15 protein-coding genes, 1 pseudogene and 2 riboswitches are annotated in these 22,248 nt (G+C 68.3%); of the genes and pseudogenes, 4 read left to right on the top strand and 12 right to left on the bottom strand.

All coding sequences use genetic code 11. From position 1 onward, the window contains the following. Nucleotides 1-155: 155 nt before the first annotated feature. The 3 genes and pseudogenes from OG884_RS14925 to OG884_RS14935 form a co-directional block, all read right to left on the bottom strand. Nucleotides 156-2,663, bottom strand: coding sequence for an ATP-dependent Clp protease ATP-binding subunit (locus tag OG884_RS14925; protein WP_326645949.1), 2,508 nt, complete (start codon nucleotides 2,661-2,663; stop codon nucleotides 156-158). A 279-nt stretch (nucleotides 2,664-2,942) separates the two neighbouring features. Next, nucleotides 2,943-3,275, bottom strand: a complete 333-nt coding sequence (locus OG884_RS14930) for a histone-like nucleoid-structuring protein Lsr2 (protein ID WP_326645950.1) — start codon at nucleotides 3,273-3,275, stop codon at nucleotides 2,943-2,945. Nucleotides 3,276-4,571: 1,296 nt separating this feature from the next. After that, nucleotides 4,572-5,054, bottom strand: a pseudogene (locus OG884_RS14935) (RDD family protein); the annotation flags it as partial. A gap of 63 nt (nucleotides 5,055-5,117) precedes the next feature. Here OG884_RS14935 and OG884_RS14940 point away from each other — a divergent pair. Continuing rightward, the gene (locus OG884_RS14940) at nucleotides 5,118-5,618 is read left to right on the top strand and encodes a hypothetical protein (RefSeq protein ID WP_326647136.1); all 501 of its coding nucleotides are present in this window, start codon (nucleotides 5,118-5,120) and stop codon (nucleotides 5,616-5,618) included. A gap of 249 nt (nucleotides 5,619-5,867) precedes the next feature. Here OG884_RS14940 and OG884_RS14945 read toward each other — a convergent pair whose 3' ends face one another. Next, nucleotides 5,868-6,521, bottom strand: coding sequence for an amino-acid N-acetyltransferase (locus tag OG884_RS14945; protein WP_326645951.1), 654 nt, complete (start codon nucleotides 6,519-6,521; stop codon nucleotides 5,868-5,870). A 336-nt stretch (nucleotides 6,522-6,857) separates the two neighbouring features. Next, nucleotides 6,858-7,004: riboswitch (cyclic di-AMP (ydaO/yuaA leader) on the top strand. A gap of 5 nt (nucleotides 7,005-7,009) precedes the next feature. Here OG884_RS14945 and OG884_RS14950 point away from each other — a divergent pair. After that, nucleotides 7,010-8,059 (top strand): C40 family peptidase, encoded by a 1,050-nt coding sequence (locus OG884_RS14950; RefSeq protein WP_326645952.1) that lies wholly within the window; start codon nucleotides 7,010-7,012, stop codon nucleotides 8,057-8,059. Nucleotides 8,060-8,245: 186 nt separating this feature from the next. Here OG884_RS14950 and OG884_RS14955 read toward each other — a convergent pair whose 3' ends face one another. From OG884_RS14955 to OG884_RS14980, 6 genes are all read right to left on the bottom strand, one after another. Next, entirely contained in the window at nucleotides 8,246-8,446 is a 201-nt protein-coding gene (locus tag OG884_RS14955; protein WP_030905642.1) for a LuxR C-terminal-related transcriptional regulator, read from the bottom strand. A gap of 980 nt (nucleotides 8,447-9,426) precedes the next feature. Next, on the bottom strand, nucleotides 9,427-10,962 hold the full coding sequence (gene lysX / locus OG884_RS14960) for a bifunctional lysylphosphatidylglycerol synthetase/lysine--tRNA ligase LysX (RefSeq protein ID WP_326829156.1): 1,536 nt from the start codon (nucleotides 10,960-10,962) through the stop codon (nucleotides 9,427-9,429). A gap of 177 nt (nucleotides 10,963-11,139) precedes the next feature. Next, entirely contained in the window at nucleotides 11,140-11,922 is a 783-nt protein-coding gene (locus OG884_RS14965) for a type III pantothenate kinase (protein ID WP_326645954.1), read from the bottom strand. Then, complete coding sequence (locus OG884_RS14970) at nucleotides 11,922-14,450, bottom strand: L-aspartate oxidase (RefSeq protein WP_326645955.1); 2,529 nt, start codon at nucleotides 14,448-14,450, stop codon at nucleotides 11,922-11,924. Before OG884_RS14970 ends, OG884_RS14965 begins: the two co-directional genes overlap by 1 nt. A gap of 182 nt (nucleotides 14,451-14,632) precedes the next feature. Further along, nucleotides 14,633-15,460, bottom strand: coding sequence for a pantoate--beta-alanine ligase (panC, locus tag OG884_RS14975; protein WP_326646928.1), 828 nt, complete (start codon nucleotides 15,458-15,460; stop codon nucleotides 14,633-14,635). A 389-nt stretch (nucleotides 15,461-15,849) separates the two neighbouring features. Continuing rightward, the gene (locus tag OG884_RS14980; protein ID WP_326645956.1) at nucleotides 15,850-16,740 is read right to left on the bottom strand and encodes a Rossmann-like and DUF2520 domain-containing protein; all 891 of its coding nucleotides are present in this window, start codon (nucleotides 16,738-16,740) and stop codon (nucleotides 15,850-15,852) included. Nucleotides 16,741-17,162: 422 nt separating this feature from the next. Between OG884_RS14980 and OG884_RS14985 the strand changes: the two genes are divergently transcribed. Further along, nucleotides 17,163-18,128, top strand: a complete 966-nt coding sequence (locus tag OG884_RS14985; protein ID WP_326645957.1) for an SAM-dependent methyltransferase — start codon at nucleotides 17,163-17,165, stop codon at nucleotides 18,126-18,128. A gap of 265 nt (nucleotides 18,129-18,393) precedes the next feature. On the opposite strand, the gene OG884_RS14990 is transcribed toward OG884_RS14985, so the two are convergent. Together OG884_RS14990 and OG884_RS14995 are read right to left on the bottom strand one after the other, a co-directional pair. After that, complete coding sequence (locus OG884_RS14990; RefSeq protein WP_326645958.1) at nucleotides 18,394-19,593, bottom strand: cytochrome P450; 1,200 nt, start codon at nucleotides 19,591-19,593, stop codon at nucleotides 18,394-18,396. Nucleotides 19,594-19,775: 182 nt separating this feature from the next. Further along, nucleotides 19,776-20,573 (bottom strand): TerC family protein, encoded by a 798-nt coding sequence (locus OG884_RS14995; RefSeq protein WP_326645959.1) that lies wholly within the window; start codon nucleotides 20,571-20,573, stop codon nucleotides 19,776-19,778. Between the two features lie 208 nt (nucleotides 20,574-20,781). Then, nucleotides 20,782-20,897, top strand: a riboswitch (SAM riboswitch). A gap of 52 nt (nucleotides 20,898-20,949) precedes the next feature. Here OG884_RS14995 and OG884_RS15000 point away from each other — a divergent pair. After that, nucleotides 20,950-22,248 carry an aminotransferase class V-fold PLP-dependent enzyme gene (locus OG884_RS15000; protein ID WP_326645960.1) on the top strand — a complete coding sequence of 433 codons (1,299 nt, stop codon included), beginning with the start codon at nucleotides 20,950-20,952 and terminating at the stop codon, nucleotides 22,246-22,248.

Genomic DNA, 22,248 nt, shown 5'->3' on the forward strand with positions numbered 1-22,248 from the left:
GTCTGATCAGGCCATGGCCCTGTGGCCTGCCCTTGGATCTTCCGCCTACCGCGGCCGGTCGGACGGCACCTCGCGGTGTTGTCGTCGGTCACCGCGACACACTGCGGTTCCCTCCATCTCGCAAGGTGCCGTCCGACCGATCCACGGGACGGGGTCTAGTTCTGGATCGGCTCCGCGATGGCGGCGGCCGAGTCGGGAACCCGGTCGACCGGCGCGTCCTCACCGACGAAGGTGAACTTCGCGTTCTCACCCTCGCCCTCGATCCCGATCTTCACGATCTGGCCGGGGCGGAGCTCGCCGTACAGGATCTTCTCGGACAGGGTGTCCTCCAGCTCGCGCTGGATCGTGCGGCGGAGCGGTCGGGCGCCCATCACCGGGTCGTAGCCACGGTCGGCCAGCAGCTGCTTGGCCTCCTGCGTGAGCTCCATCCCCATGTCGCGGTCCTTCAGGCGCAGGCCCACCAGGGCCAGCATCAGGTCGACGATGCGGATGATCTCCTTCGGCGTGAGCTGGTGGAAGACCACGATGTCATCGACACGGTTGAGGAACTCCGGCCGGAAGTGCTGCTTGAGCTCCTCCTGCACCTTGGACTTCATCCGGTCGTAGTTGGACTCGGCATCGTTGTTCTTCGCGAAACCGACCCCCTGACCCTTGGAGATGTCCCGGGTACCCAGGTTCGTCGTCATGATGATGACGGTGTTCTTGAAGTCCACCACCCGGCCCTGGGCGTCGGTCAGACGACCGTCCTCCAGGATCTGCAGCAGCGAGTTGAAGATGTCGGGGTGGGCCTTCTCGATCTCGTCGAAGAGGACGACGGAGAACGGCTTGCGCCGCACCTTCTCCGTCAGCTGACCGCCCTCCTCGTACCCGACGTAGCCGGGAGGCGAGCCGAACAGCCTGGAGACGGTGTGCTTCTCCATGAACTCCGACATGTCCAGCATGATCAGCGCGTCCTCGTCCCCGAACAGGAACTCGGCCAGCGCCTTGGACAGCTCGGTCTTACCGACACCGGACGGACCGGCGAAGATGAACGAGCCACCGGGGCGGCGCGGGTCCTTCAGACCGGCGCGCGTGCGGCGGATCGAGCGGGACAGACCCTTGATGGCGTCGTCCTGGCCGATGATCCGCTTGTGCAGCTCGTCCTCCATCCGGAGCAGTCGCTGGGACTCCTCCTCGGTGAGCTTGAAGACCGGGATACCGGTGGCGGTCGCCAGGACCTCGGCGATGAGCTCCTCGGTGACCTCGGCGACGACGTCCATGTCGCCGGCCTTCCACTCCTTCTCGCGGCGCTCGCGCTTGAGCTGGAGCTGCTTCTCCTGGTCACGGAGGGCGGCGGCCTTCTCGAAGTCCTGCGCGTCGATCGCGGACTCCTTGTCGCGCCGCACGTTGGCGATCTTCTCGTCGTACTCACGCAGATCCGGCGGCGCGGTCATGCGGCGGATGCGCATGCGCGAGCCTGCCTCGTCGATGAGGTCGATCGCCTTGTCCGGCAGGAACCGGTCGCTGATGTAGCGGTCGGCCAGCTGCGCGGCGGCCACCAGGGCGCCATCGGTGATGGAGACGCGGTGGTGTGCCTCGTAACGGTCCCGCAGCCCCTTGAGGATCTCGATCGTGTGGCTGAGGCTGGGCTCGGCCACCTGGATCGGCTGGAAACGCCGCTCAAGCGCCGCGTCCTTCTCCAGATGCTTGCGGTACTCGTCCAGGGTGGTGGCGCCGATGGTCTGCAGCTCGCCTCGGGCCAGCATCGGCTTCAGGATGCTGGCGGCGTCGATCGCGCCTTCGGCGGCGCCCGCGCCGACGAGCGTGTGCAGCTCGTCGATGAACAGGATGATGTCGCCGCGGGTGCGGATCTCCTTGAGGACCTTCTTCAGGCGCTCCTCGAAGTCACCGCGGTAGCGCGAACCCGCCACCAGGGCCCCCAGGTCCAGGGTGTAGAGCTGCTTGTCCTTGAGCGTCTCGGGCACCTCGCCCTTGACGATCTTCTGCGACAGGCCCTCCACGACGGCGGTCTTGCCGACGCCGGGCTCACCCACCAGGACCGGATTGTTCTTGGTCCTGCGGGACAGGACCTGCATGACCCGCTCGATCTCCTTCTCCCGGCCGATGACCGGATCGAGCTTGCCCTCGCGGGCGGCCTGGGTCAGGTTACGGCCGAACTGGTCCAGCACCAGAGAGGTCGACGGAGCGGCCTCGGCCGGACCGCCGGCGGCGGTCGGCTCCTTGCCCTGGTAGCCGTGGAGCAGCTGGATGACCTGCTGGCGGACCCGGTTGAGATCGGCGCCCAGCTTCACCAGCACCTGAGCGGCCACCCCCTCACCCTCACGGATGAGACCGAGCAGGATGTGCTCGGTACCGATGTAGTTGTGACCCAGCTGCAGCGCCTCGCGCAGGGACAGCTCAAGGACTTTCTTGGCACGCGGGGTGAACGGAATGTGCCCCGACGGCGCGGACTGCCCCTGGCCGATGATCTCCTCGACCTGCTGACGCACACCTTCAAGACTGATGCCGAGGCTCTCCAGAGCCTTGGCGGCAACGCCTTCACCCTCATGGATCAAGCCAAGAAGAATGTGCTCCGTACCGATGTAGTTGTGGTTGAGCATCCGGGCCTCTTCTTGGGCCAGGACGACAACCCGCCGTGCGCGGTCGGTGAACCTCTCGAACATCTCGTCGCTCCTCACAGAGCGGTCAGGCAGGTCCGGGATATCCGGGCCCTGTCATCCCGCATGGTAGCCCCGACCCGGCGACCGCTCTATGCAGAAGACGTTCCCCGAGAGCAGGGCGTTCACCCTCCATCCAACTACTTACGGGGGGCAGGATGTTCCCGCTACGCCGCAAGCGAACGACGTTTGTCGACCAGTCAAACGCATCATGCGGTCATGGCCGCCACCGGACCCCACCGTGACCGCCATAACCGCATGATTCACCTGATCGGCTGGACCGATCTAGTGAGCCGCCTCGTACTGCTCGACGACCGAGGAAGCGATTCGACCGCGCTCACTGACATTGAGGCCGTGGGACTTCGCCCATGCCCGGATGTCGGCGCTCTTCTCTCGCGTGAGCGCCCGCGCTCCGCCCGCACGACGGCGGCGGGGTGCCAGCGCGCTGGAACGACGGGCGCTCTGCACGAAAGGCGACAGGGAGTCGCGGAGCTTCTTCGCGTTAACGTCACTCAGGTCAATCTCATAGCTGGTGCCGTCAATCGCGAAGGCGACAGTCTCATTGGCCTCGCCCCCATCGAGGTCGTCGATGAGAATCTCCTGGATCTGCTTGGCCATCTACACAATCCTTTCGCGGAGTATTGTTTCATTCGCAAGCTAAACATATACCCGCGATCGAAGAGCGGCAATTCCAGGAGCCCGGCGATTCTCACAGGCAACCGAGAAGCTCAGTCGGCGCTCCGGTGGATCAGCTGTTCTGCGACTCGACCGGGTCGGACTGTTTTGGCCGACGACCGGCGGCTTCACTCCGAAGTAGCTTGACGACTCCGTAGATGAAGGCTCCGCCGACGACCGCCGGAGGTATCAACGCGGACAATACGTCGTACATTCGTCCTCGCTCCGTACCGTAGGTGGCTTTCTGGAGACCATGGAAATTGGGCGACGACTCCCGAGCCACGCGGCTGCCCACCCGATCAGTCTGGAACCGCCCACAGACGACCATAGCGCCACCGGGCGGCAACACACGTCAGCAGGGGCGACCAGGCCCGTCACTCGCCAGCCTAATGCTTCTCTCCAGCCGCCTTACCGGTTGCAGTCGTAAAGCCGCAGGGAAAAACCGACAGGACGATCAAGTGATCATCGTTGTCTTCGAAATACCAATGCCCGTCCGGTCTCCGGTCACCGCGCCACCGGCCTTGGAGGGTCGAAGCTCCTGGTAGGGGAGCCTGCCCGTCGGGATGAACGGCGCCTTGTCACGGAACCGGAGGTCGCTGCGGGCGGGTTCATCGCGAGAATGTCCGCCGTCGGCAGAACACCCCGATGGAGCGCGGCTCGCTTCATCACCCAGGCGGCAGCCGATGCGACGCAAGCCCGTAGAACAAGACGGATCTTCAACGCTTTCTTACCAAGAGTACGACCCACTCTGGCACGGAGTACATAGTCGTAGGCCGTATAACCACCAAAGACGATGGCTCCCCAGGACAACCCAGGCAACATCACACCCCCTTGATCCGGCTCCGTGAGAAGACCTTCAGCGGCCGTCCTGAACGCGCGGCGGAAGGGGTAAGGAGAGAAACCCGCGGGCCGTCACCGGGGATGCGGGAGGCGGGCGGGTCCGGCCATTCGATGACTGGTGTGCGAACCCTCGACGGGGGCAGATCCGGCATTGCCGTCTCATAGCGGCTTGCGGGCTCTCCTGAGCCCCTTGTCCGGCCTCAAACACGAATATTCCGCCGAGCCCGCCGGAGCCTGGTCATAAGTCCCCCCGCACCGCCCATGGCATGGCAAATGATTTTTGCGCTTCCATGGCTTCCGCGCCCGAGGCGGTTACCCACCCCTAACGACCCTCGTTTTTCTGGTCCGGGCACGAAATCGGGGCCGGCGGTTCAACCGCCGGCCCCGATTTACCCGGAACTACTTGATCTTGACGACGACCGTCCCGGCCGCCTTGTCGTGCAGCGCCTGCCACAGGGGCCTGTCCCACAGCAGCCACAGCGTGTTCACAAGGCTGAAGATGTTGGCGATCAAACCCACGAAGGGGATCCAGCTCAGGAACTGCGGGCCGAAGAACACACCGGTGCGCTTGATCGCGACGTTGGAGCTGAGGCCGCCCGGAGACAGCGTGCTGCCGACGGGCACGATCTTGATGCCCATGACCATCTTGCCGACGGTCTGCCCACCCCTACTGATCATGAAGAACTCGTAGGCGAAGTAGAGCGCCGCGCTGACCAGGGAGATGAGCAGAGTCGCGAGGAAGACGCCGCTCCCCTCCGTGATGACACCCGTCTCGAGGTTGAAACCGGAAGACGTCACGAGCATGGCGGTCAGCACCGTGCTGATGATCACCGCCGGGATCGCCAGAATGATCCCGTCGATGATCCGCGCCACCAGGCGCTGCCACCACTCGGCGAGCGGAGCGGGAGCACCGGGGGGACCGCCGTAGGGCTGACCGTAACCCGGTTGCTGGCCGTACTGCTGCTGTCCGTACGCGGGCTGCTGCTGGCCATATCCCGGCTGCTGACCGTAGTCGGGCTGCTGACCGTAGCCCGGCTGCTGACCGTAGTCGGGCTGCTGACCGTAGCCCGGCTGCTGACCGTACGCGGGCTGCTGCTGCCCGTACCCCTGCTGCTCTTGAGACGCCTGCTGTCCGTACGCGGGCTGCTGCTGACCATAACCCGGCTGCTGACCGTAGCCGGGCTGCTGACCGTACGCGCCCGTCCCGCCCTGCTGACCGTACGCGGGCTGCTGCTGCCCGTACCCCTGCTGCTCTTGGGACGCCTGCTGACCGTAGCCGGGCTGCTGACCGTACGCGCCCGTCCCGCCCTGCTGACCGCCATACCCGCCCTGCTGGCCGTACGGCTGCTGCTGCCCGTACCCCTGCTGGCCGTAACCAGGCTGCTGCCCGTAGTCCTGCTGGCCATAGCCGGGCTGAGTCTGCCCGGGACCGGTGTTCGGCTGTGATACCTCAGACCGATAGCCCATGACCGTCACGTCGGGGTCGAGTTCGCCAGGGGCCCGTCCCGGGTTGTGCTGTCCGTAATCCGGCTGTCCCGAAGGTGTGCGACTGCGCTCGGGATCATCCTGCGGATACGGCGGCTGTCCGTTGCTCACCGCGTCACCTCACTTAGACTACGCATGTGGCAAATGTCAGACGCACATGCTTGCTGCTGCACAAGGTATCGACATAGGAATCAACAGTCATCTTTCCAGTCAGTCAGCTCTAAAGTCATCAGAGTCGGGCTCACGTGTCAGGTGCAGCAGCATTCGGGTGTTTCCCAAGGTGTTGGGCTTGACGTGCTCCAGGTCGAGGAACTCCGCGACGCCCTCGTCATAGGAGGCGAGAAGTTCGGCGTAGACCTCAGGGGCGACGGGCGTGCCCTGGATCTCCTGGAATCCGTGCCGAGCGAAGAAGTCGACCTCGAAGGTCAGGCAGAAGACCCTGCGCAGACCCAACTCGGCGGCCGTGCGGATGAGCACAGAGACGATCCGGTGGCCGATTCCCATCCCCCTGAGGGTCGGATCGACGGCAACGGTCCGAATTTCAGCCAGATCCTCCCAGAGAACGTGAAGAGCCCCGCAACCGAGGATCAACCCTTCAGCGTCGGTTGCGACCCAGAACTCCTGGACATCCTCGTACAGGGTGACGGTGGCCTTCTCCAGCAGGCGCGGGCCGGCTCCACCGTAGGTGTCGACGAGCCGCCTGATGGCGCGGACGTCCGGGGTGCGGGCACGGCGGACCGTGACCACCAAGGTGGCGCCGGGGGCGGGCGACCCCCGCTCCTCTCCCTCGGATCCGGCTCGTCGCCCCCCTTCCTTCTGGGGACTCGCGAACGGTCCGGGAGAATGCTCCGCAAGCTGCTCCATGACCGATCAGCGTACGTCCTCTTCAGTCTTCAATTACGGCTCATCCTTAACACTCGCCCCGAGGTCATCACATGACCCTTGGTAGTCGGTTTACCACGCTGAGCGTGCGACACCTCTAATGTGTCCCAGCTCATCTTTGGCACGGTCCCGGACCTGGGAAGACCTGCGACACACCCGCCTCAAGGAAGGCAAAGGCAGCGTAATGGCCATGTTGATCATATTGGCATGTGATCTTTCCGTGACATTTAAGTTGCGGAACCTCCACTAAGTTCGCAGTTCTGGTTGAGCAGGAACCAGGAGTGCACTAATCTCCGTGCTCGATGTCAGAGATGCAAAAAGCCTGACCCGCCGAATCCCCCGTCCCGGGGAACCGGGGACCCACCACGTCCTTCGGGGTGAATCCGAGTGCCACCGGCGCACCCGGTAGGGCTGCCTCCGGCCCGAACCCGTCAGCTAACCCGGTAGGCGGCCGAGAGAGGAGCCTGTTGGTGAAGCGCACGCGCGACCGTGCAGGAAAGCACGCGGGGGGCGACGCCCGCCATCGAGAACGCGCGTCGCGGAGGCGGAGCCGCCGCATGGCGGTCATCGGCCTGGTATTCGCCACCATGACCCTCGGCACCCCCCTGGTCTCGGCCACGGCGGACCCGGAGCCCAGCCTCCGGCAACTGGCCAAGCAGGCCGAGAAACTGCACGAGGAGATCGGCACGCTCGCCGAGCAGTACAACGGCGAGCGGGTCAGGCTCAAGCAGGCCCAGCGAGCCGCGGAAAGCGCCAAGAAGACCCTCGCGACGAGCGAGTCGGAACTTGCGGCCCGGCGCATCAAGGCGACCCTCCTCGCTCAGAGCAACTACATGTCCGGCGGCCTGAACTCCGGACTCGTCTTCACCCAGGCGACCGACCCCGACACCTTTCTCGACCAGGCCACCACCAACTACGCCCTCCAGCAGCAGCAGAGTGAGGAGGTCGCCCAGGTCGGCCGGGCGATCGAGGCCGCCGAGCAGGCGCAGGCCGGCGCCAAGGCGAGGACCTCAGAGGTCAAGGCGCTTCTGGAGGAGATCGAAGGCAAGCGCAGCAAGATCGAGCGGCTGGTCGCGCGGGTCGAGAGCGACCTGTTCAGCGAGGTGCGCACCAGAGCCGTCAGCAACAGGGGAGCCCGGGTGAAGGTCGGCGTGCCCATCGTCGGCAGCGGAAAGGCGGCGGAGGCGGCCCGCTGGGCACTCACCCAGCAACTCAAGCCGTACGTCTGGGGCGCCGAGGGCCCCAACTCCTTCGACTGCTCCGGGCTGGTCATGTGGGCCTACCAGAAGGTCGGCATCAGCCTGCCGCACTACACCGGCAACCAGTGGACCGCGGGCACCCACATCTCCAAAAACGAGCTGCGCCCAGGCGACCTGGTCTTCTTCTACAGCGACCTGCACCACGTCGGGATCTACATCGGTGCGGGCCTGATGGTCCACGCGCCCCAGACGGGTGACGTCGTCCACATCGCCACGATCGACAACCGGCCCTTCGCCGGCGGGGTGCGAATCGCCGACTGAGCCTCCGAACCGGACCTCACAGGTCGCGAGCCGCCGGACTCCGTGGACGTGAGAACCCGCACCGGGTCCTGTGCCGCGGATCCCGCCGTGGCGAGGACCGGTCAGGCGGGGCCTCGCGGGGACGGTGACCGACGACGACGCGGCGAGACGCCCACCGCGACCCGCGGTGACAGAAGATCCAAGGGCCTAGATCAGGCGGCGGCGGGCCGCCCAGGCCACGGCCTCGATCGCCGTGGCGACACCGATACGGTCGCAGATGCCCCTGAGCCTGCGCCTGACGGTCCGGCCGCTGATATCGAGGCGGCGGCCCACCCTGTCGACGGTGACGCCCTTGGCGAGCTCAGCCAGCAGCACGAGGTCGTCGTCACTGAGACCGATATCGCTCATGCCCAGGGGGCTGTCGCCATGGCGAGAATCCACTTCTGGATATGCCATCAAGAGTCACTCCCCCCACTCTGGAAACCGGGCGCCCAGACGCCGGAAATGAATACCGTCCGCCAGGAACGGTAAACGCCTTGTTCAAAGGTCGTCAAGTTCTACTCTTCATAGCGCGCGCCCACTATTGACATAGTAGGCGATACGTGAAGTACTCATGATATGTCAGTGCCTTTGGGGTTAAGTCACGACCGAGTCCCGGCACGAGCCCGTAGGCACCCCCTAGCTGCGACGACAGAGGTCCTGGCAGAACAAGGTTTCACCGGAACCGTCGCGACGACGCGCACCCGCGGGGCGGGATCCTCGACGGAAGCGAGTCACCCGTTTTCCCGGGAAAACCGCTCTCTTCCTGGCACTCTTCGACGGCCACGCCGCCTGGCGCCTTGACGACACCTCGCGGAAAACTCTGAAATGGGAAGCCTACGAGATGACCTTTGCGGCATTCGCGAAGTATCGGATGGCGACGACTGGGCGTTGCCCAATATTGGACATGCTTAAAAGGTAGTTTCTGCGCTATGCAGAAAATCGTCCGAAATCGCATGAGGGAGCGTGAGCACGGACTGCGGTTTCCGGCCCTGCTGACGCCCAGGCCTTGCTCACGCGCCGTGCTCACGCGCCGTGCTCACGCGCCGTGCTCACGCGCCGTGCTCACGCCCACGCGCGCCGACACGGAGCCCTGGGGGGCGCGAAGCGGTGATCGCAAGGTGGTGATCGCGAGGTGGTGAGGGCGAAGCGGTGAGGGCGGTTGCCCGGTACCGTCGACCGGGATTCGAGGGTGCTCGCCGAGCCCGACCGGCTCGACCTTGAGCACCGCCCAGGCCGTCGTCTGCCCAGGCCGTCGTCCGGCCCTGGCCGGCACCGCCTGGCGGAAACGATCGCGCCACCGGACCGGGACTTCGTCCCACACGGCCCGGCGGCGCTGCCCGTCAGGCTCAGCCGGTCGGCTTGACCAGCGGGAACAGGATGGTCTCGCGAATGTTCTTGCCGGTGAAGGCCATGATGAGGCGGTCGATGCCGAGCCCCATGCCGCCGGTGGGCGGCATCGCATATTCCAGTGCGGTGAGGAAGTCCTCGTCAAGCTGCATGGCCTCGGCGTCCCCGCCTGCGGCGAGCAGAGACTGCTCGGTGAGACGGCGGCGCTGCTCGACGGGGTCGACCAGCTCCGAGTAGGCGGTGCCGAGCTCGGTGCCGAACCCGATCAGGTCCCACTTCTCGGTGAGGAGCGGGTTGTCGCGGTGCTGGCGGGTCAGCGGGGAGGTCTCCACCGGATAGTCCATGACGAACGTGGGCTGGATGAGCGTGTGCTCGACGAGCGCCTCGAAGATCTCCTGGACGAGCTTGCCCTGGCCCCACTTGGGGTCCCAGTGGATCTCCCGCGCGTCCGCAAGCTTGCGTACGTACTCCAGGGGCGTCGCGGTGGTGATCTCCTCGCCCAGTGCCTCCGAGACCGACCCGTAGAGGGTGATCCGCGGCCACTTCGCCAGTCCGAGGTCGATCTCCTGCCCCTGGTGGACGACCACGGAGTGACCGAGAGCCGCCACGACCGCCTTCTGGATCATCCGCTGGGTCAGGTCGGCCATGTCGTTGTAGTCGAGATACGTGCCGTAGGCCTCAAGCATCGTGAACTCGGGATTGTGCGTGGAGTCCGCGCCCTCGTTGCGGAAGTTGCGGTTGATCTCGAAGACCTTCTCGATACCGCCGACCACGAGCCGCTTGAGGTAGAGCTCGATCGCGATGCGGAGGTAGAGCTCCATGTCGTAGGCGTTGATGTGGGTCTTGAAAGGCCGGGCCGTGGCTCCACCGTGAATCGGCTGGAGCATCGGCGTCTCGACCTCCAGGTAACCTTCCTCGTGCCAGAAGTCGCGGACGGCCCGCACCACGGCGCTGCGGGTGTAGGCCAGCTTCCTGGCCTCGTCGTTGACGATGAGGTCGACGTAGCGCTGGCGGACCCGCGCCTCGGGGTCGGTGAGCCCGGCGTGCTTCTCCGGCAGCGGGCGCAGACACTTCGAAGTGATCGCCCAGCGGTCGGCGAGGATGGACAGCTCACCCCTCCGGGAGGTGATGACCTCACCCTCGATGCCCACGTGGTCGCCGAGGTCGACGTCGCGCTTCCACGAGGCCAGGGACTCCTCGCCTACCCTGTCCAGGGAGATCATGACCTGGAGGTCGCCGGAGCCGTCGCGGATGGTGGCGAAGCAGAGTTTGCCGCCGGTCCTGGACAGCATCACCCGACCGGTGACACCCACCTTGTCGCCCGTCGCGGTGTCAGCGGAGAGATCGGCGTATTTCTGGCGGATCTCGGCGTTGGTCGCGGTGCGCGGGAAGTTCACCGGGTAGGGGTCGACGCCCTCGGAGCGGAGACGGTCGAGCTTCTCCCGGCGCACGCGCATCTGCTCGGGCAGATCCTCGGCGGGGTTGGTCACTTCATCGGTCACAGTTCCAAAGGGTACCGATGTGGCGAACCTCATGAGGTCGCCGACCGTCCGGCACCGCGACGCCTTCGGTGACGCCGCAGTGCTCTCCGGGGACACACGCCCTCAACGGCGTCACGACGCTCCCGGGCGGCGTCGTGGCGCTCTCGCCGGTGTCACGTCGCCTGGTGTGCACGTCACCTGGTGTGTCGCGGCACCGGTGTCACGACGCTCTCAGGTGGCGTTGCGGTGGTAGATCAGGCGCAGGCCGATCAGCGTGAGCCAGGGCTCGTGCATGTCGATCGAGCGCGCCTCGCTGGCCACCAGCGGCGCCGCGCTGCCGGTGGCGACCACCGTGACGTCGTCGGGGTCGGTGGCGAGCTCGGCCGCCATCCGCTCGACGATCCCGTCCACCTGACCGGCGAAACCGTAGATGATGCCGGCCTGGAGCGCCTCGACGGTGTTCTTGGCGATCACGGAGCGGGGGCGGACCAGCTCCACCTTGTGCAGCTGCGCCCCCGCCGCGGCGAGCGCGTCCACCGAGATCTGGATGCCGGGGGCGGTCACCGCGCCGACGTACTCCCCCTTGGCGGAGACGGCGTCGAAGGAGGTCGCGGTCCCGAAGTCGACGATGACGCACGGCCCGCCGTACAGCTGGATGGCCGCCAGCGCGTTGACGATGCGGTCGCTGCCGACCTCCTTCGGGTTGTCCATCCGGACCGGCACCCCGGTGCGGACGCCTGGCTCGACGATCACCGCCGTCACGTCGCCGTAGTAGCGGCGGCACATCTCGCGCATCTCGTTGAGCACCGAGGGGACGGTGGAGCAGATCACGATGCCGTTGACGTCGGCGCCCTTGAGCAGCGGCGACTGCCCGAGCAGCCCCTGGAGCACGACGGCGATCTCGTCCGCCGTGCGCCGGGCGTCCGTGGCGATCCGCCAGTGCTCGATGACGTCCTCTCCCTCGAAGAGGCCGAGAACGGTGTGAGTGTTGCCGACGTCGATGGCAAGCAGCATCAATTCCCCCGAAGGTCCAAGGCGATGTCCAGCGCCGGTGCCGAGTGCGTGAGCGCGCCCACGGCAAGGTAGTCAACACCTGTTTCGGCCACATCACGAGCGAGTTGGAGGGTCAATCCTCCACTGGATTCCAGCCGCGCCCTGCCGTCCACCAGCCGTACGGCCCGCGCCAGCTCCTCGACCGTGAAATTGTCCAACAGGATCTCCTCCGCTCCCTCGGCCAGCACCGGCTCGATCTGGTCGATCCGGTCGACCTCGACCTCGATCGGCAGACCGGGGTAGGCGTCACGGACCGCACGGAACGCCTCGGCGACCCCACCGGAGGCCACCACGTGATTGTCCTTGATCAGCGCGGCGTCCGATAGTGACATGCGGTGATTGATACCACCACCGCAGCGGACCGCGTACTTCTCCAGGGCGCGCAGTCCGGGCAGCGTCTTGCGGCTGTCCCGGATCCGGGCCCCGGTCCCCTCGACGGCCCGGACCCACCGGCCGGTCAGGGTCGCGATACCGGACAGGTGGGTGAGCAGGTTGAGCGCGGTGCGCTCGGCGGTCAGCAGGTCCCTGGTGGGACCGGTGACGGTCATCAGTACGTCACCCCTGGCGACGTACTCGCCGTCCTTGACCCTGCGCTCGGCCGTCAGGCGGCCCCCGCTGAGGTAGGAGAACGCGCCCTCGGCCACGGCCAGCCCCGCGACCACGCCGTCCGCGCGTGCCACCACGTCGGCGGTGTCGCGTTGCTCCGCCGGGATGGTGGCGATGCTGGTGACGTCGCCCCCCGCCACGTCCTCGACCGCCGCGGCCTCAAGGACCGCGACCACCGCGACCGGGTCCAGGCCCGCCTCGGTGAGGTCGTTCTCCACCTGGGGCGGCAGCACGGTCGCGCGCTGCCCGTGCGGTACGTATGTCATGGTCGGTCCCTCCGCTGTCAGGGTCACGTCGAGGTGGCCCAGCCACCAGGTGTCGTCTCGCTCGGAAAAGTCCTCACGCCAGTGTGACCCCCTGGTCTCCTGGCGATCGCGGGCGGCCGCCACGAGCGCGGAGGCGACCGTCAGCAGGTTTGTGGTCTCCCACGACTCGGTGCACGGCTCGACCGCCACCGGGGTCCACCTGAGGTTCAGCAGGGCCCTGGCGACCTCTCTCAGGGACTCCCGGCTACGCAGCACGCTCGCCCCCCGGCTCATGTGCCCCTGGATCCTGACCCGGGCCCTGGGATCGATCAGGCCGGCGGGACGGTCGTCCGGGGCCGGTTCGCCCGCGGCCTCGCGCCCCGCGTGGATGTCCTCGGCGATGCGCCCGGCGAAGACCAGGCCTTCGAGCAGGGAGTTGGAGGCCAGCCGGTTGGCGCCGTGCACACCGGTGCACGCGACCTCGCCGCACGCGTACAGGCCGGGCACGTTGGTACGGCCGCGCAGATCGGTACGGACGCCGCCGCTGGCATAGTGGGCGGCGGGGGCGACGGGGACGAGCCGGGTGACCGGGTCGATGCCGTGCTCCAGGCAGACCGCGTGGATCGTCGGGAAGCGGGTGCGCCACTTCTCCTCGCCGAAGTGGCGGGCGTCGAGATACACGTGGTCGGCGCCGGTGGCGCTCATCCGCCGCATGATCGCCTTGGCCACGACGTCGCGCGGGGCGAGGTCGGCGAGCTCGTGGACGTCCCGCATGAACCGGGTGCCGTCCGCGTCGACCAGCACCGCGCCCTCGCCCCTGACCGCCTCGGAGATCAGTGGCTGCTGGCCGGTGGAGTCCTCGCCGAGCCAGAGCACCGTCGGGTGGAACTGGACGAACTCCAGGTCCCTGACGACGGCGCCCGCCCGCAGCGCGAGCGCCACCCCGTCCCCGGTGGAGACGACGGGGTTGGTGGTGGCGGCGTAGACCTGGCCCATGCCGCCGGTGGCCAGCACCACGGCCCCGGCCGTGACCGCGCCCACCCCGTCGCGCTCACCCACGCCCATGACGTGCAGGGTCACACCGGCGGCACGCCCCTCGGCGTCCTTGAGGAGGTCGAGTACGAGGGCGTGCTCGATCACCTCGATCCCCGACTCCCTGACCGCCGCCACGAGTGCCCTCTGCACCTCGGCCCCGGTGGCGTCGCCGCCCGCGTGCACGATGCGGTTACGCCGGTGTCCGCCCTCCCTGGTGAGCTGGAGTTCCCCCGAATCGTCGGTGTCGAACCTGGCGCCCATCGCGATCAGGCCGCGCAACGCGTCGGGCCCCTCGGTCACCAGGACCCGGACGGCCTCCTCGTCACAGAGGCCCACCCCTGCGAGGAGCGTGTCGGACAGGTGCTCGGCGGGGGTGTCCCGCGGGTCGAGCACGGCGGCGATGCCGCCCTGGGCCCAGCGGGTGGACCCGGACGACAGGACATCCTTGGTGACGACCAGGACCTTCGCCTCGGGGGCGAGGCCGGCGTACCGCAGTGCCAGGGTGAGACCCGCGATGCCGGAGCCCACCACGACCACGTCCGCCTGGACCGTCCAGCCCGGAACAGGAGCGGTCAACCTCTGGGGTATGGCCGGGATGCTCATTGCCGCCTCCTCGCGGAGTCATAGAGGCCGTTCATTTCGTCAGCGTGACGATAACGCCATCCCCGGCGCGGCTGTTCCCCGGGGTGGGGCGCGGATGAGAGGCACGCCCCGCCTGCCGGGCGCACGACGAACCCACACGCGAGGAACCGGGCGCCACCGCGTCGCGGGAGGGCTTCCAGAGGTCAGCGAAGGGTGAGCGTGACATTGTCGATCAGCCGGGTGGACCCCACCCGCGCGGCCACCGCGAGGATCCCCTCGCCCACGTGGTCGTCACCGACCTCGGCGAAGGTCGCGGGGTCGACCAGGACCAGGTAGTCGACGGCCAGCGACGGCTCGGCCTCCAGCACGGCGAGCGCGGCCCGGCGGATCTCCGCCGGCGTGCGCTGCCCGGCCCCCGCGTTCAGGGCGCGGGACAGGGCAAGGCCGGCCACCCGGTCCTCCGGCGACAGGTAGCGGTTGCGGCTGGACAGCGCCAGCCCGTCCGGCTCGCGGACCGTGGGCGCCCCGAGGACGGAGACCGGCAGGTTCAGGTCGGCGACCATCCGGCGGATCATCGCCAGCTGCTGCGCGTCCTTCTGCCCGAACACCGCCACATCTGGCTGGACCAGGTTGAACAGCTTCAGCACCACGGTCAGCATGCCGTCGAGGTGGCCTGGCCGGAACTCCCCTTCGACGATCGCACCCATCTGTCCCGCGGAGACGCCGACCTGCCTGTCCGGCAGGTACATGTCCTCGACGGACGGGGCGAACACCACGTCCACCCCCTCGGCCTCGCAGACCTCCAGGTCGGCGTCGAATGTACGGGGATAGCGGGAAAAATCCTCGCTTGGGCCGAACTGGAGCGGGTTCACGAAAATGCTCACCACCACGTGGGCCGCCCTCCGGCGGGCCAGGCGGATGAGCGAGCGGTGTCCCTCGTGCAGCGCGCCCATGGTCGGCACCAGCGCCAGCGCGCTCCCGCCCTCGGAGGCACCCGCGCCGATCCCCAGGGTCTCGCGGGCCTTGAGCAGCCCTGCGCGGTCGTCCGCCACGATCACTGGAACCTCCCGGGGGTGCTCCGGCCTCCTGGCCGGAGAAGGGCGACGTTCATCGAAATTCCTGGAGAGTCGAAATTCCTGGAGAGTGGAGACCCCCGCCCCGAGAGTGGAGACCCCCGCCCCAAGCCTACGGAGGGAGGAGACGGCACCGACCGGCTCCCCCCGTCAGACCGGCCCCCTGCCGGTCGGCCCCCTCCGTCAGGCCGGTGGCCGGGGGAAACCGACGACACCGACCGGCTCCCGCGCCGGGTCGGCCCCCTCAACAGGCCGATCTCCTCCGTCGGGTCGGTTTCCTCCATCGTGTCGGTTTCTTCCGTCGAACCGGCGGCCGGGGGATCTCAGGTCCAGATCGGCCGGGGGTCTCAGGTCCAGATGTTGCCCCCCAGGGCGTCCAGGAGGCGTTCGGCGGCCTCGGGCTTGAGCAGCCCGGCCGCCAGCGCCCGGTCGGCCGTGAGCCTGGCGAGCGCCACGTAGGCGTCCGCGGCCTCCGGGGCCGCGAGGATCAGCGCGTCCACGTGCCTGCGGACGGTACCGGCGTCGCCGCGCACCACAGGGCCGGTCAGCCCCGCGATGCCGAGCCTCAGCACGTTCTCCAGAGCCGCACCGAGCAACGGGCCGAGCATCCTGCCCGGCTGCTCCACGCCGATCCTCTCCAGCAGCGCGGAGGACTCCGCGACGAGCGTCACCATGTGGTTGGCCGCTCCCGCGAGAGCCGCGTGGTAGAGCGGCCTGTCCTCGTCGGTGATCCAGACCGGCTCGCCCTCCATCTCGATGACGAGGGCCTCTGCCACCGGACGGAGCCCGTCGGGCGCGGTCACCCCGTAGGAGATTCCGGTGAGACGGCGCAGGTCGTCGTCACGGCCGGTGAAGGTCATCACGGGATGCAGCGCCAGCGGCAGCGCCCCGGCCTTGATCGCCGGATTGAGCACCGCCAGGCCGTACGCGCCGCTGGTGTGCGCCACCAGCTTGCCCCGCAGGTCGGCACCGGTCTCCACCAGGCCGGAGACCAGATCGGGCAGCACGTCGTCGGGGACCGTCAGCAGGACGAGGTCCGCGCCGGCCACCACGTCCTCGGGCCGGATCGGGATGAGTCCGAGGCGCTCGACCGCCCGCTCTCTGGAGGCGTCGGAGACGCCGCTCGTCGCGACGACCCGGTGTCCCGCCCTGGCGAGCGCCGCACCGAGCGCCGAACCGACCCTGCCCGCTCCAACCACTCCGACGGCCAGCCGTGCCGGGCGATCGACTGCGTCCATGACGTCCCGTCCTTCGACCATGTGGGGCTCCGTGCCTGATTGACCAGCGTAACGGGCCACACTGCCGCAACCGAGTCAAGGCGCGTGTTCGCTCGCGACGGCCGTGTTCGCTGCGGGAGCCCCGAACCGGGTATCCGAGAGCGTACGAGACTCGCCGGAGAGCCGACGCCCCGGCTCCTGACACGATCCAGGTGACAGCGCGTCAACGTCCCACCCCGAGAGCCCCGCACCGGGCAACACAGGTCTGCGAGACCTGCCGAGAAGCGGGAAACCCGGCTCACACGGCGATCCGGGTGACGACGCGCCGACGTGGCATCGACAACGATCGTACAAGCCGGTGACAGAATGCGGTCATGTACTCACTCGAAGCGTCAGCGCGAGTTGATCTCGTTCCTTCGCCTCGACGGGTAGCGTCTGAGAGCGTGTGGCTCACCTGGCGCGCCGCGATGGAGCACGCGCTCTACGGCGAGAGCGGTTTCTACCTCCGTGAACGACCCTCCAGTCACTTCCGGACCTCGGTCGGCGCCTCTCCCGTCTTCGCCGAGGCCGTGCTGCGCGAGCTGACCGCCGTTGACGAGGTGCTCGGCGGCCCCGAGGTGCTCGACCTGGTCGACATCGGCGCCGGCGAGGGCGTGCTGGCGGCCGGGGTGCTCGCCGCCGCACCACCCGCGCTGCGGTCGAGGCTGCGAGTGACCGCGGTGGACCTGGCGACCCGGCCGCCGACACTGCCCGAGGAGATCGTCTGGGCAAGGGCCGCGCCGGACGGGATCTGTGGCCTGGTGATCGCCAACGAGTGGCTGGACAACGTTCCCGTCGACATCGTGGAGCAGACGGCCGACGGACCCCGGCTGGTCCTGGTCAACGTCACCGACGGCGAGGAGCGGCTCGGTGGCAGGCCGGCCGAGGCCGATCTCGCGTGGCTGGCCCGCTGGTGGCCGATGCGGGCCGCCGGCGAGCGGGCCGAGATCGGCAGGCCCCGCGACCGGGCCTGGGCGTCGGTGATCGTACGGCTGGCACGCGGCCGGGCGATCGCGATCGACTACGCCCACTCCCTGACCGACCGGCCGCCGTACGGCACGCTGGCCGGATACCGCGACGGGGCGATGGTCGCGCCGGTGCCCGACGGCTCGTGCGACATCACGGCCCACGTGGCGCTTGACGCCTGCGCGGCCGCCGGCGAAAGCGCCGGGGCCGTCACGGCGGCGCTGACCACCCAGCGGGAGGCGTTGCGCGCCCTTGGCATCACCGGAAACCGCCCTCCGGTCGAACAGGCCGGAAGCGACCCGCGCGGCTACCTGCAAGCCCTCGCCCGAGCCTCCGAGGAGGCGGAGCTGATCGCCCCCGGCGGCCTCGGCGGCTTCGGCTGGCTCTCCCAGACCCGCCTCTGAGAAGACCGCCCGGCGACCATCGGTCTCCGAAGCGGTCCGCCCGCCGGCGGGGAAACGGAGCTGAACAAAGATCCTTTCGCCTCATAGGGTCTATCGCCATGAGCACTCTCCCGGCGCACGCCATTCCCGCCGAACGCATGGCCTCTCTCCATCTGGCCGTCCAGAACTCCGCCGCCTTCTGGACGGCTCTCGCACGGACCCGAGGGAACGAGCTGGTCCGCCGGAGACGTAGCCCGGGCCCCAGGTGGGCTCCGTACGGGCCGGTTCAGACCCGCACGTCGAGGGCGGTGAGGCCCCGGATGACGTAGCCCGGGCCCCAGGTGGGCTCGGTGACGAGTTCCAGCTTCGGCGCCTTGCGCAGGAGTGCGCCGAAGGACTCGATCAGCTCGATCCTGGCCAGCGGGGCACCCAGGCAGAAGTGGATGCCCGCGCCGAAGGATATGTGCGGGTTGTCCACCCGGCCGACGTCGAGGCGGCCGGGGTCGGCGAAGACCTCTGGGTCGCGGTTGGCCGAGCCGAACAGCAGGGCCACCTCGGTGCCGCGCGGGATGTCCACCCCGCCGACGGTGATGTCCTCCAGGACCCAGCGCTCGAACATCTGCAGCGGGGTGTCCCAGCGCATCATCTCCTCGATCGCGGTGGGCAGCAGGCCGTGGTCGGCGCGGAGCCGCTCCAGCTCGGCCGGGTTGCGGAAGAGCGACCACCAGCCGTTTCCCGTGACGTTGACCGTGGCCTCGTGCCCGGCGTTGAGCAGCAGCACGCAGGTGCCGACCAGCTCCTCCTCGGTGAGCCTGTCGCCCTCCTCTGCCACCAGGGCGAGCGCGCTGATCAGGTCGTCACCGGGGTTCGCCCGGCGGGCCCGGGCCAGCTCGACGAGGTAGGCGGAGAACTCCTCGGCCGCGCGTACGGCGGTGTGCTGGGCCTCGACGGAGGGGTGCAGCTCGTACATCCCGCAGATGTCGGCGGACCAGGGACGGAGCAGGTGCCGGTCGGCCTCGGGCACGCCGAGCATCTCCGCGATCACGGTCACCGGGAGCGGCTCGGCGACCTCGGAGATCAGGTCTCCGCCGCCGCGCTCGACGAAGCGGTCCACCAGCTCCCCGGCGATCCGGGCGACCTTGGGACGGAGCGCCTCGACCATGCGCGGGGTGAACGCCTTGGAGACCAGGCGCCGGAGCCGGGTGTGCACCGGCGGCTCGACGTCGAGCATCCCGGCCCTGACCACCCGCCAGAACGGGTCCTGGAACTCGGGGTCGTCGGGCCTGCCGAACTCGGCGTGGGTGGCCACGTGCAGGTAGGAGCGGCCGAGTCGGCGGTCGCGCAGCAGCGCGTTGACATCGGCGTGCCGGGCGACCAGCCACTGGCCGGTCGGTTCGAAGAAGCCGACCGGCTGCTGCCGCCTAAGTTCGTCGTAGACGTCGTACGGATGGGCGACGAATTCCGGATTCCAAGGATCAAAGCGCACACAGACATCGTAATGTCGCCATATTCCTTGGTTGACGTGTTCGCTCCCTTGAGCTGGAACATCGTGGTGTGCGGACGGGTGTCCAACGGCTTCACGACAAGCGAGAACACCATCGCGCCACGCGCCGGGGGGGCATCTTGTGGCACGCCCACAGCCCCACGACGAGCCGGAACACCGTCCGGCTACACCTCGGCCGACTTGTCAGCCTCCTCGGTCCGGGCCGGCTTGTCAGCCTCCTCGGTCCGGGCCGGCTTGTCAGCCTCCTCGGTCCGGGCCGTCTTGGCGCGCAGGCGGATGTTCAGCAGCTCCACGATGAGCGAGAAGGCCATCGCGAAGTAGATGTACCCCTTGGAGATGTGCTGCCCGAGGCCCTCGGCGATCAGCACGACGCCGATCAGCACCAGGAACGACAGGGCGAGCATCTTGATGCTCGGGTGCTTGTCCACGAAGCGGCTGATCGGGCCTGAGGCGAAGAGCATCACCAGGACCGAGACGATCACGGCCGCGACCATGACGCCGATCTGGTCGACCATGCCGACCGCGGTGATGACCGAGTCGAGGGAGAAGATGATGTCCAGCAGCATGATCTGGACGATCACCGAGCCGAAGGAGGCCGCGACCTTGGCACTGCCGTGCCCGGTCTTGCCCTCGATGCTGTCGTGCATCTCGATGACGCTCTTGCCCAGCAGGAAGAGACCGCCGGCGAGCAGGATGAGATCCCGTCCCGAGATCGGCTGACCGAGGACCTCGAAGAGCGGCGATGTGAGTTTCACCACCCACGCCAGCGCCAGCAGCAGCGCCAACCGGCTGACGAGGGCCGCGAGGAGGCCCAGTCTGCGCGCCTTGTCGCGCTGTCCGGGCGGGAGCTTTCCGGCCAGGATCGAGATGAAGATGATGTTGTCGATACCGAGCACGATCTCCAGAGCGACAAGGGTGACGAACCCTATCCAGATCTCCGGGTTGGTCACCCAATCCAACATCTACGCCTCCACTTGGTTCTACTTGATCATCACCGGCACGACGAGACCCGACATTCGGCTTTATTCAGCCCACTACCGGGACAAACATCACCCTTCGCCTGGCTCTATCAGGCCCACTGCCCAGACGAACGAAACCCGTCGCGAGTTCCCGAATATGGGAGACATCACTTGCGGACTCCCACCAGACCTCGGTTATAGTTCCCCCGTAGGTCATGAGTGCCAGTGACAAGCCCCGGCTCGCTGGCCGGCAACCCTCGCGTCCGCGGCGGGGTGCCCCGGGTGAGGACCTGGTCCGGCACGAGGTGTGCCGGGCAAGCGCGGGCTCCAGGCACCCATGTCACGGGTCGGGGTCCGATGACCTCGAAGGAGCCCTGGCATGTCCGCACCAACGATCTGCACCGCCACAGCCGCCGCCCCCGCGACCGTCCCCGCGACCCGTACGTCCGACGACAGGCCGATCCCCGCCGTGCTCGGCTCCGACCTGGAGGTTCCGGTCAGGGGCGGCAGGCTCGTCCGCTACGCCAACCTCGACTACGCCGCGAGCGCCCCCTGTCTGGAGCCGGTGAGCGCCGCCGTCGCCGCCGCGCTCCCGGCCTACTCCAGCGTCCACCGAGGCGCGGGGTACGCGTCCCAGCTGACCACGGCCCGTTACGAGCAGGCCAGGCAGACGGTACGCGCCTTCGTCGGGGCCCGTCCCGACGACTCGGTGATCTTCACCAGGAATACCACGGACGCGACCAACCTGCTGGCCCGCAGCCTGCCCGAGGGCACCACCGCCGTGGTCTTCGACACCGAGCACCACGCCTCCCTGCTCCCCTGGGAGCGTGCCCTGCGGCTGCCGGTCCCCGCCTTCCCCGGCGAGGCGGTCCGCGCCGTCGACGAGGCCCTGGCCTCGATCGAAGGCCCCAAGCTGCTGGTCGTGACCGCCGCGTCCAACGTCACCGGGGAGCTCTGGCCGATCGCCGCGCTGGCCCACATCGCCCACCGCCACGGCGCCCGCGTCCTCGTCGACGCCGCGCAGCTCGTCCCGCACCGCCGCCTCAACCTGACCGCGCTCGACCTGGACTACGTGGTCTTCTCCGGCCACAAGCTCTACGCCCCGTTCGGCACCGGCGCGCTGATCGGCCGTTCCGACTGGCTGGCCGACGCCGAACCGTACCTGCGGGGCGGCGGCGCGGTGAAGGCGGTGAACGATGACGAGACCGAGTGGCACGACGACCCCGAGATCCGCCACGAGGCCGGAACCCCGAACGTGCTGGGTGCCATCGCGCTGGCCGCCGCCTGCGACGCCCTGACCGCCACCGGCTGGTCCCCCCTGGTCCGCGAGGAGGAGCGCCTCCTCGGCCGGTTGCGCGCGGGCCTCGCCTCCGTTCCCGGCGTGCAGGAGCTGTCCCTGTGGGGTCCTGACCACCCGCGCGTCGGCATCGTCTCCTTCGTGGTGCACGGCTTCACCGCCCGCGAGGTCGCCGAGGCCCTGTCCGGCGACTACGGCATCGGCGTCCGCGACGGCAAGTTCTGCGCCCACCCCTTCGTGCGGCACCTGCTGGATGCCAAGGACGGCGGCTGCGAGGACCTCACCGCCTCCGCCGTGCGCGCCTCCATCGGCATCGGCACCACCTCCGAGCACGTCGATCGGCTGATCGCCGCCCTGCGGGATCTTGCCTCGCGCGGCTGA

It is taken from the genome of Streptosporangium sp. NBC_01755 (assembly GCF_035917995.1).
In the GTDB taxonomy this organism is placed as follows: domain Bacteria; phylum Actinomycetota; class Actinomycetes; order Streptosporangiales; family Streptosporangiaceae; genus Streptosporangium.

Coding starts and splice junctions, on each gene's coding strand:
- OG884_RS14925 (WP_326645949.1), bottom strand. CDS start 2,663: ATGTTCGAGAGGTTCACCGACCGCGCACGGCGGGTTGTCGTCCTGGCC.
- OG884_RS14930 (WP_326645950.1), bottom strand. CDS start 3,275: ATGGCCAAGCAGATCCAGGAGATTCTCATCGACGACCTCGATGGGGGC.
- OG884_RS14945 (WP_326645951.1), bottom strand. CDS start 6,521: ATGGAGCAGCTTGCGGAGCATTCTCCCGGACCGTTCGCGAGTCCCCAG.
- OG884_RS14955 (WP_030905642.1), bottom strand. CDS start 8,446: ATGAGCGATATCGGTCTCAGTGACGACGACCTCGTGCTGCTGGCTGAG.
- lysX (WP_326829156.1), bottom strand. CDS start 10,962: ATGAGGTTCGCCACATCGGTACCCTTTGGAACTGTGACCGATGAAGTG.
- OG884_RS14965 (WP_326645954.1), bottom strand. CDS start 11,922: ATGCTGCTTGCCATCGACGTCGGCAACACTCACACCGTTCTCGGCCTC.
- OG884_RS14970 (WP_326645955.1), bottom strand. CDS start 14,450: ATGAGCATCCCGGCCATACCCCAGAGGTTGACCGCTCCTGTTCCGGGC.
- OG884_RS14980 (WP_326645956.1), bottom strand. CDS start 16,740: ATGGACGCAGTCGATCGCCCGGCACGGCTGGCCGTCGGAGTGGTTGGA.
- OG884_RS14995 (WP_326645959.1), bottom strand. CDS start 20,573: ATGTTGGATTGGGTGACCAACCCGGAGATCTGGATAGGGTTCGTCACC.
- OG884_RS15000 (WP_326645960.1), top strand. CDS start 20,950: ATGTCCGCACCAACGATCTGCACCGCCACAGCCGCCGCCCCCGCGACC.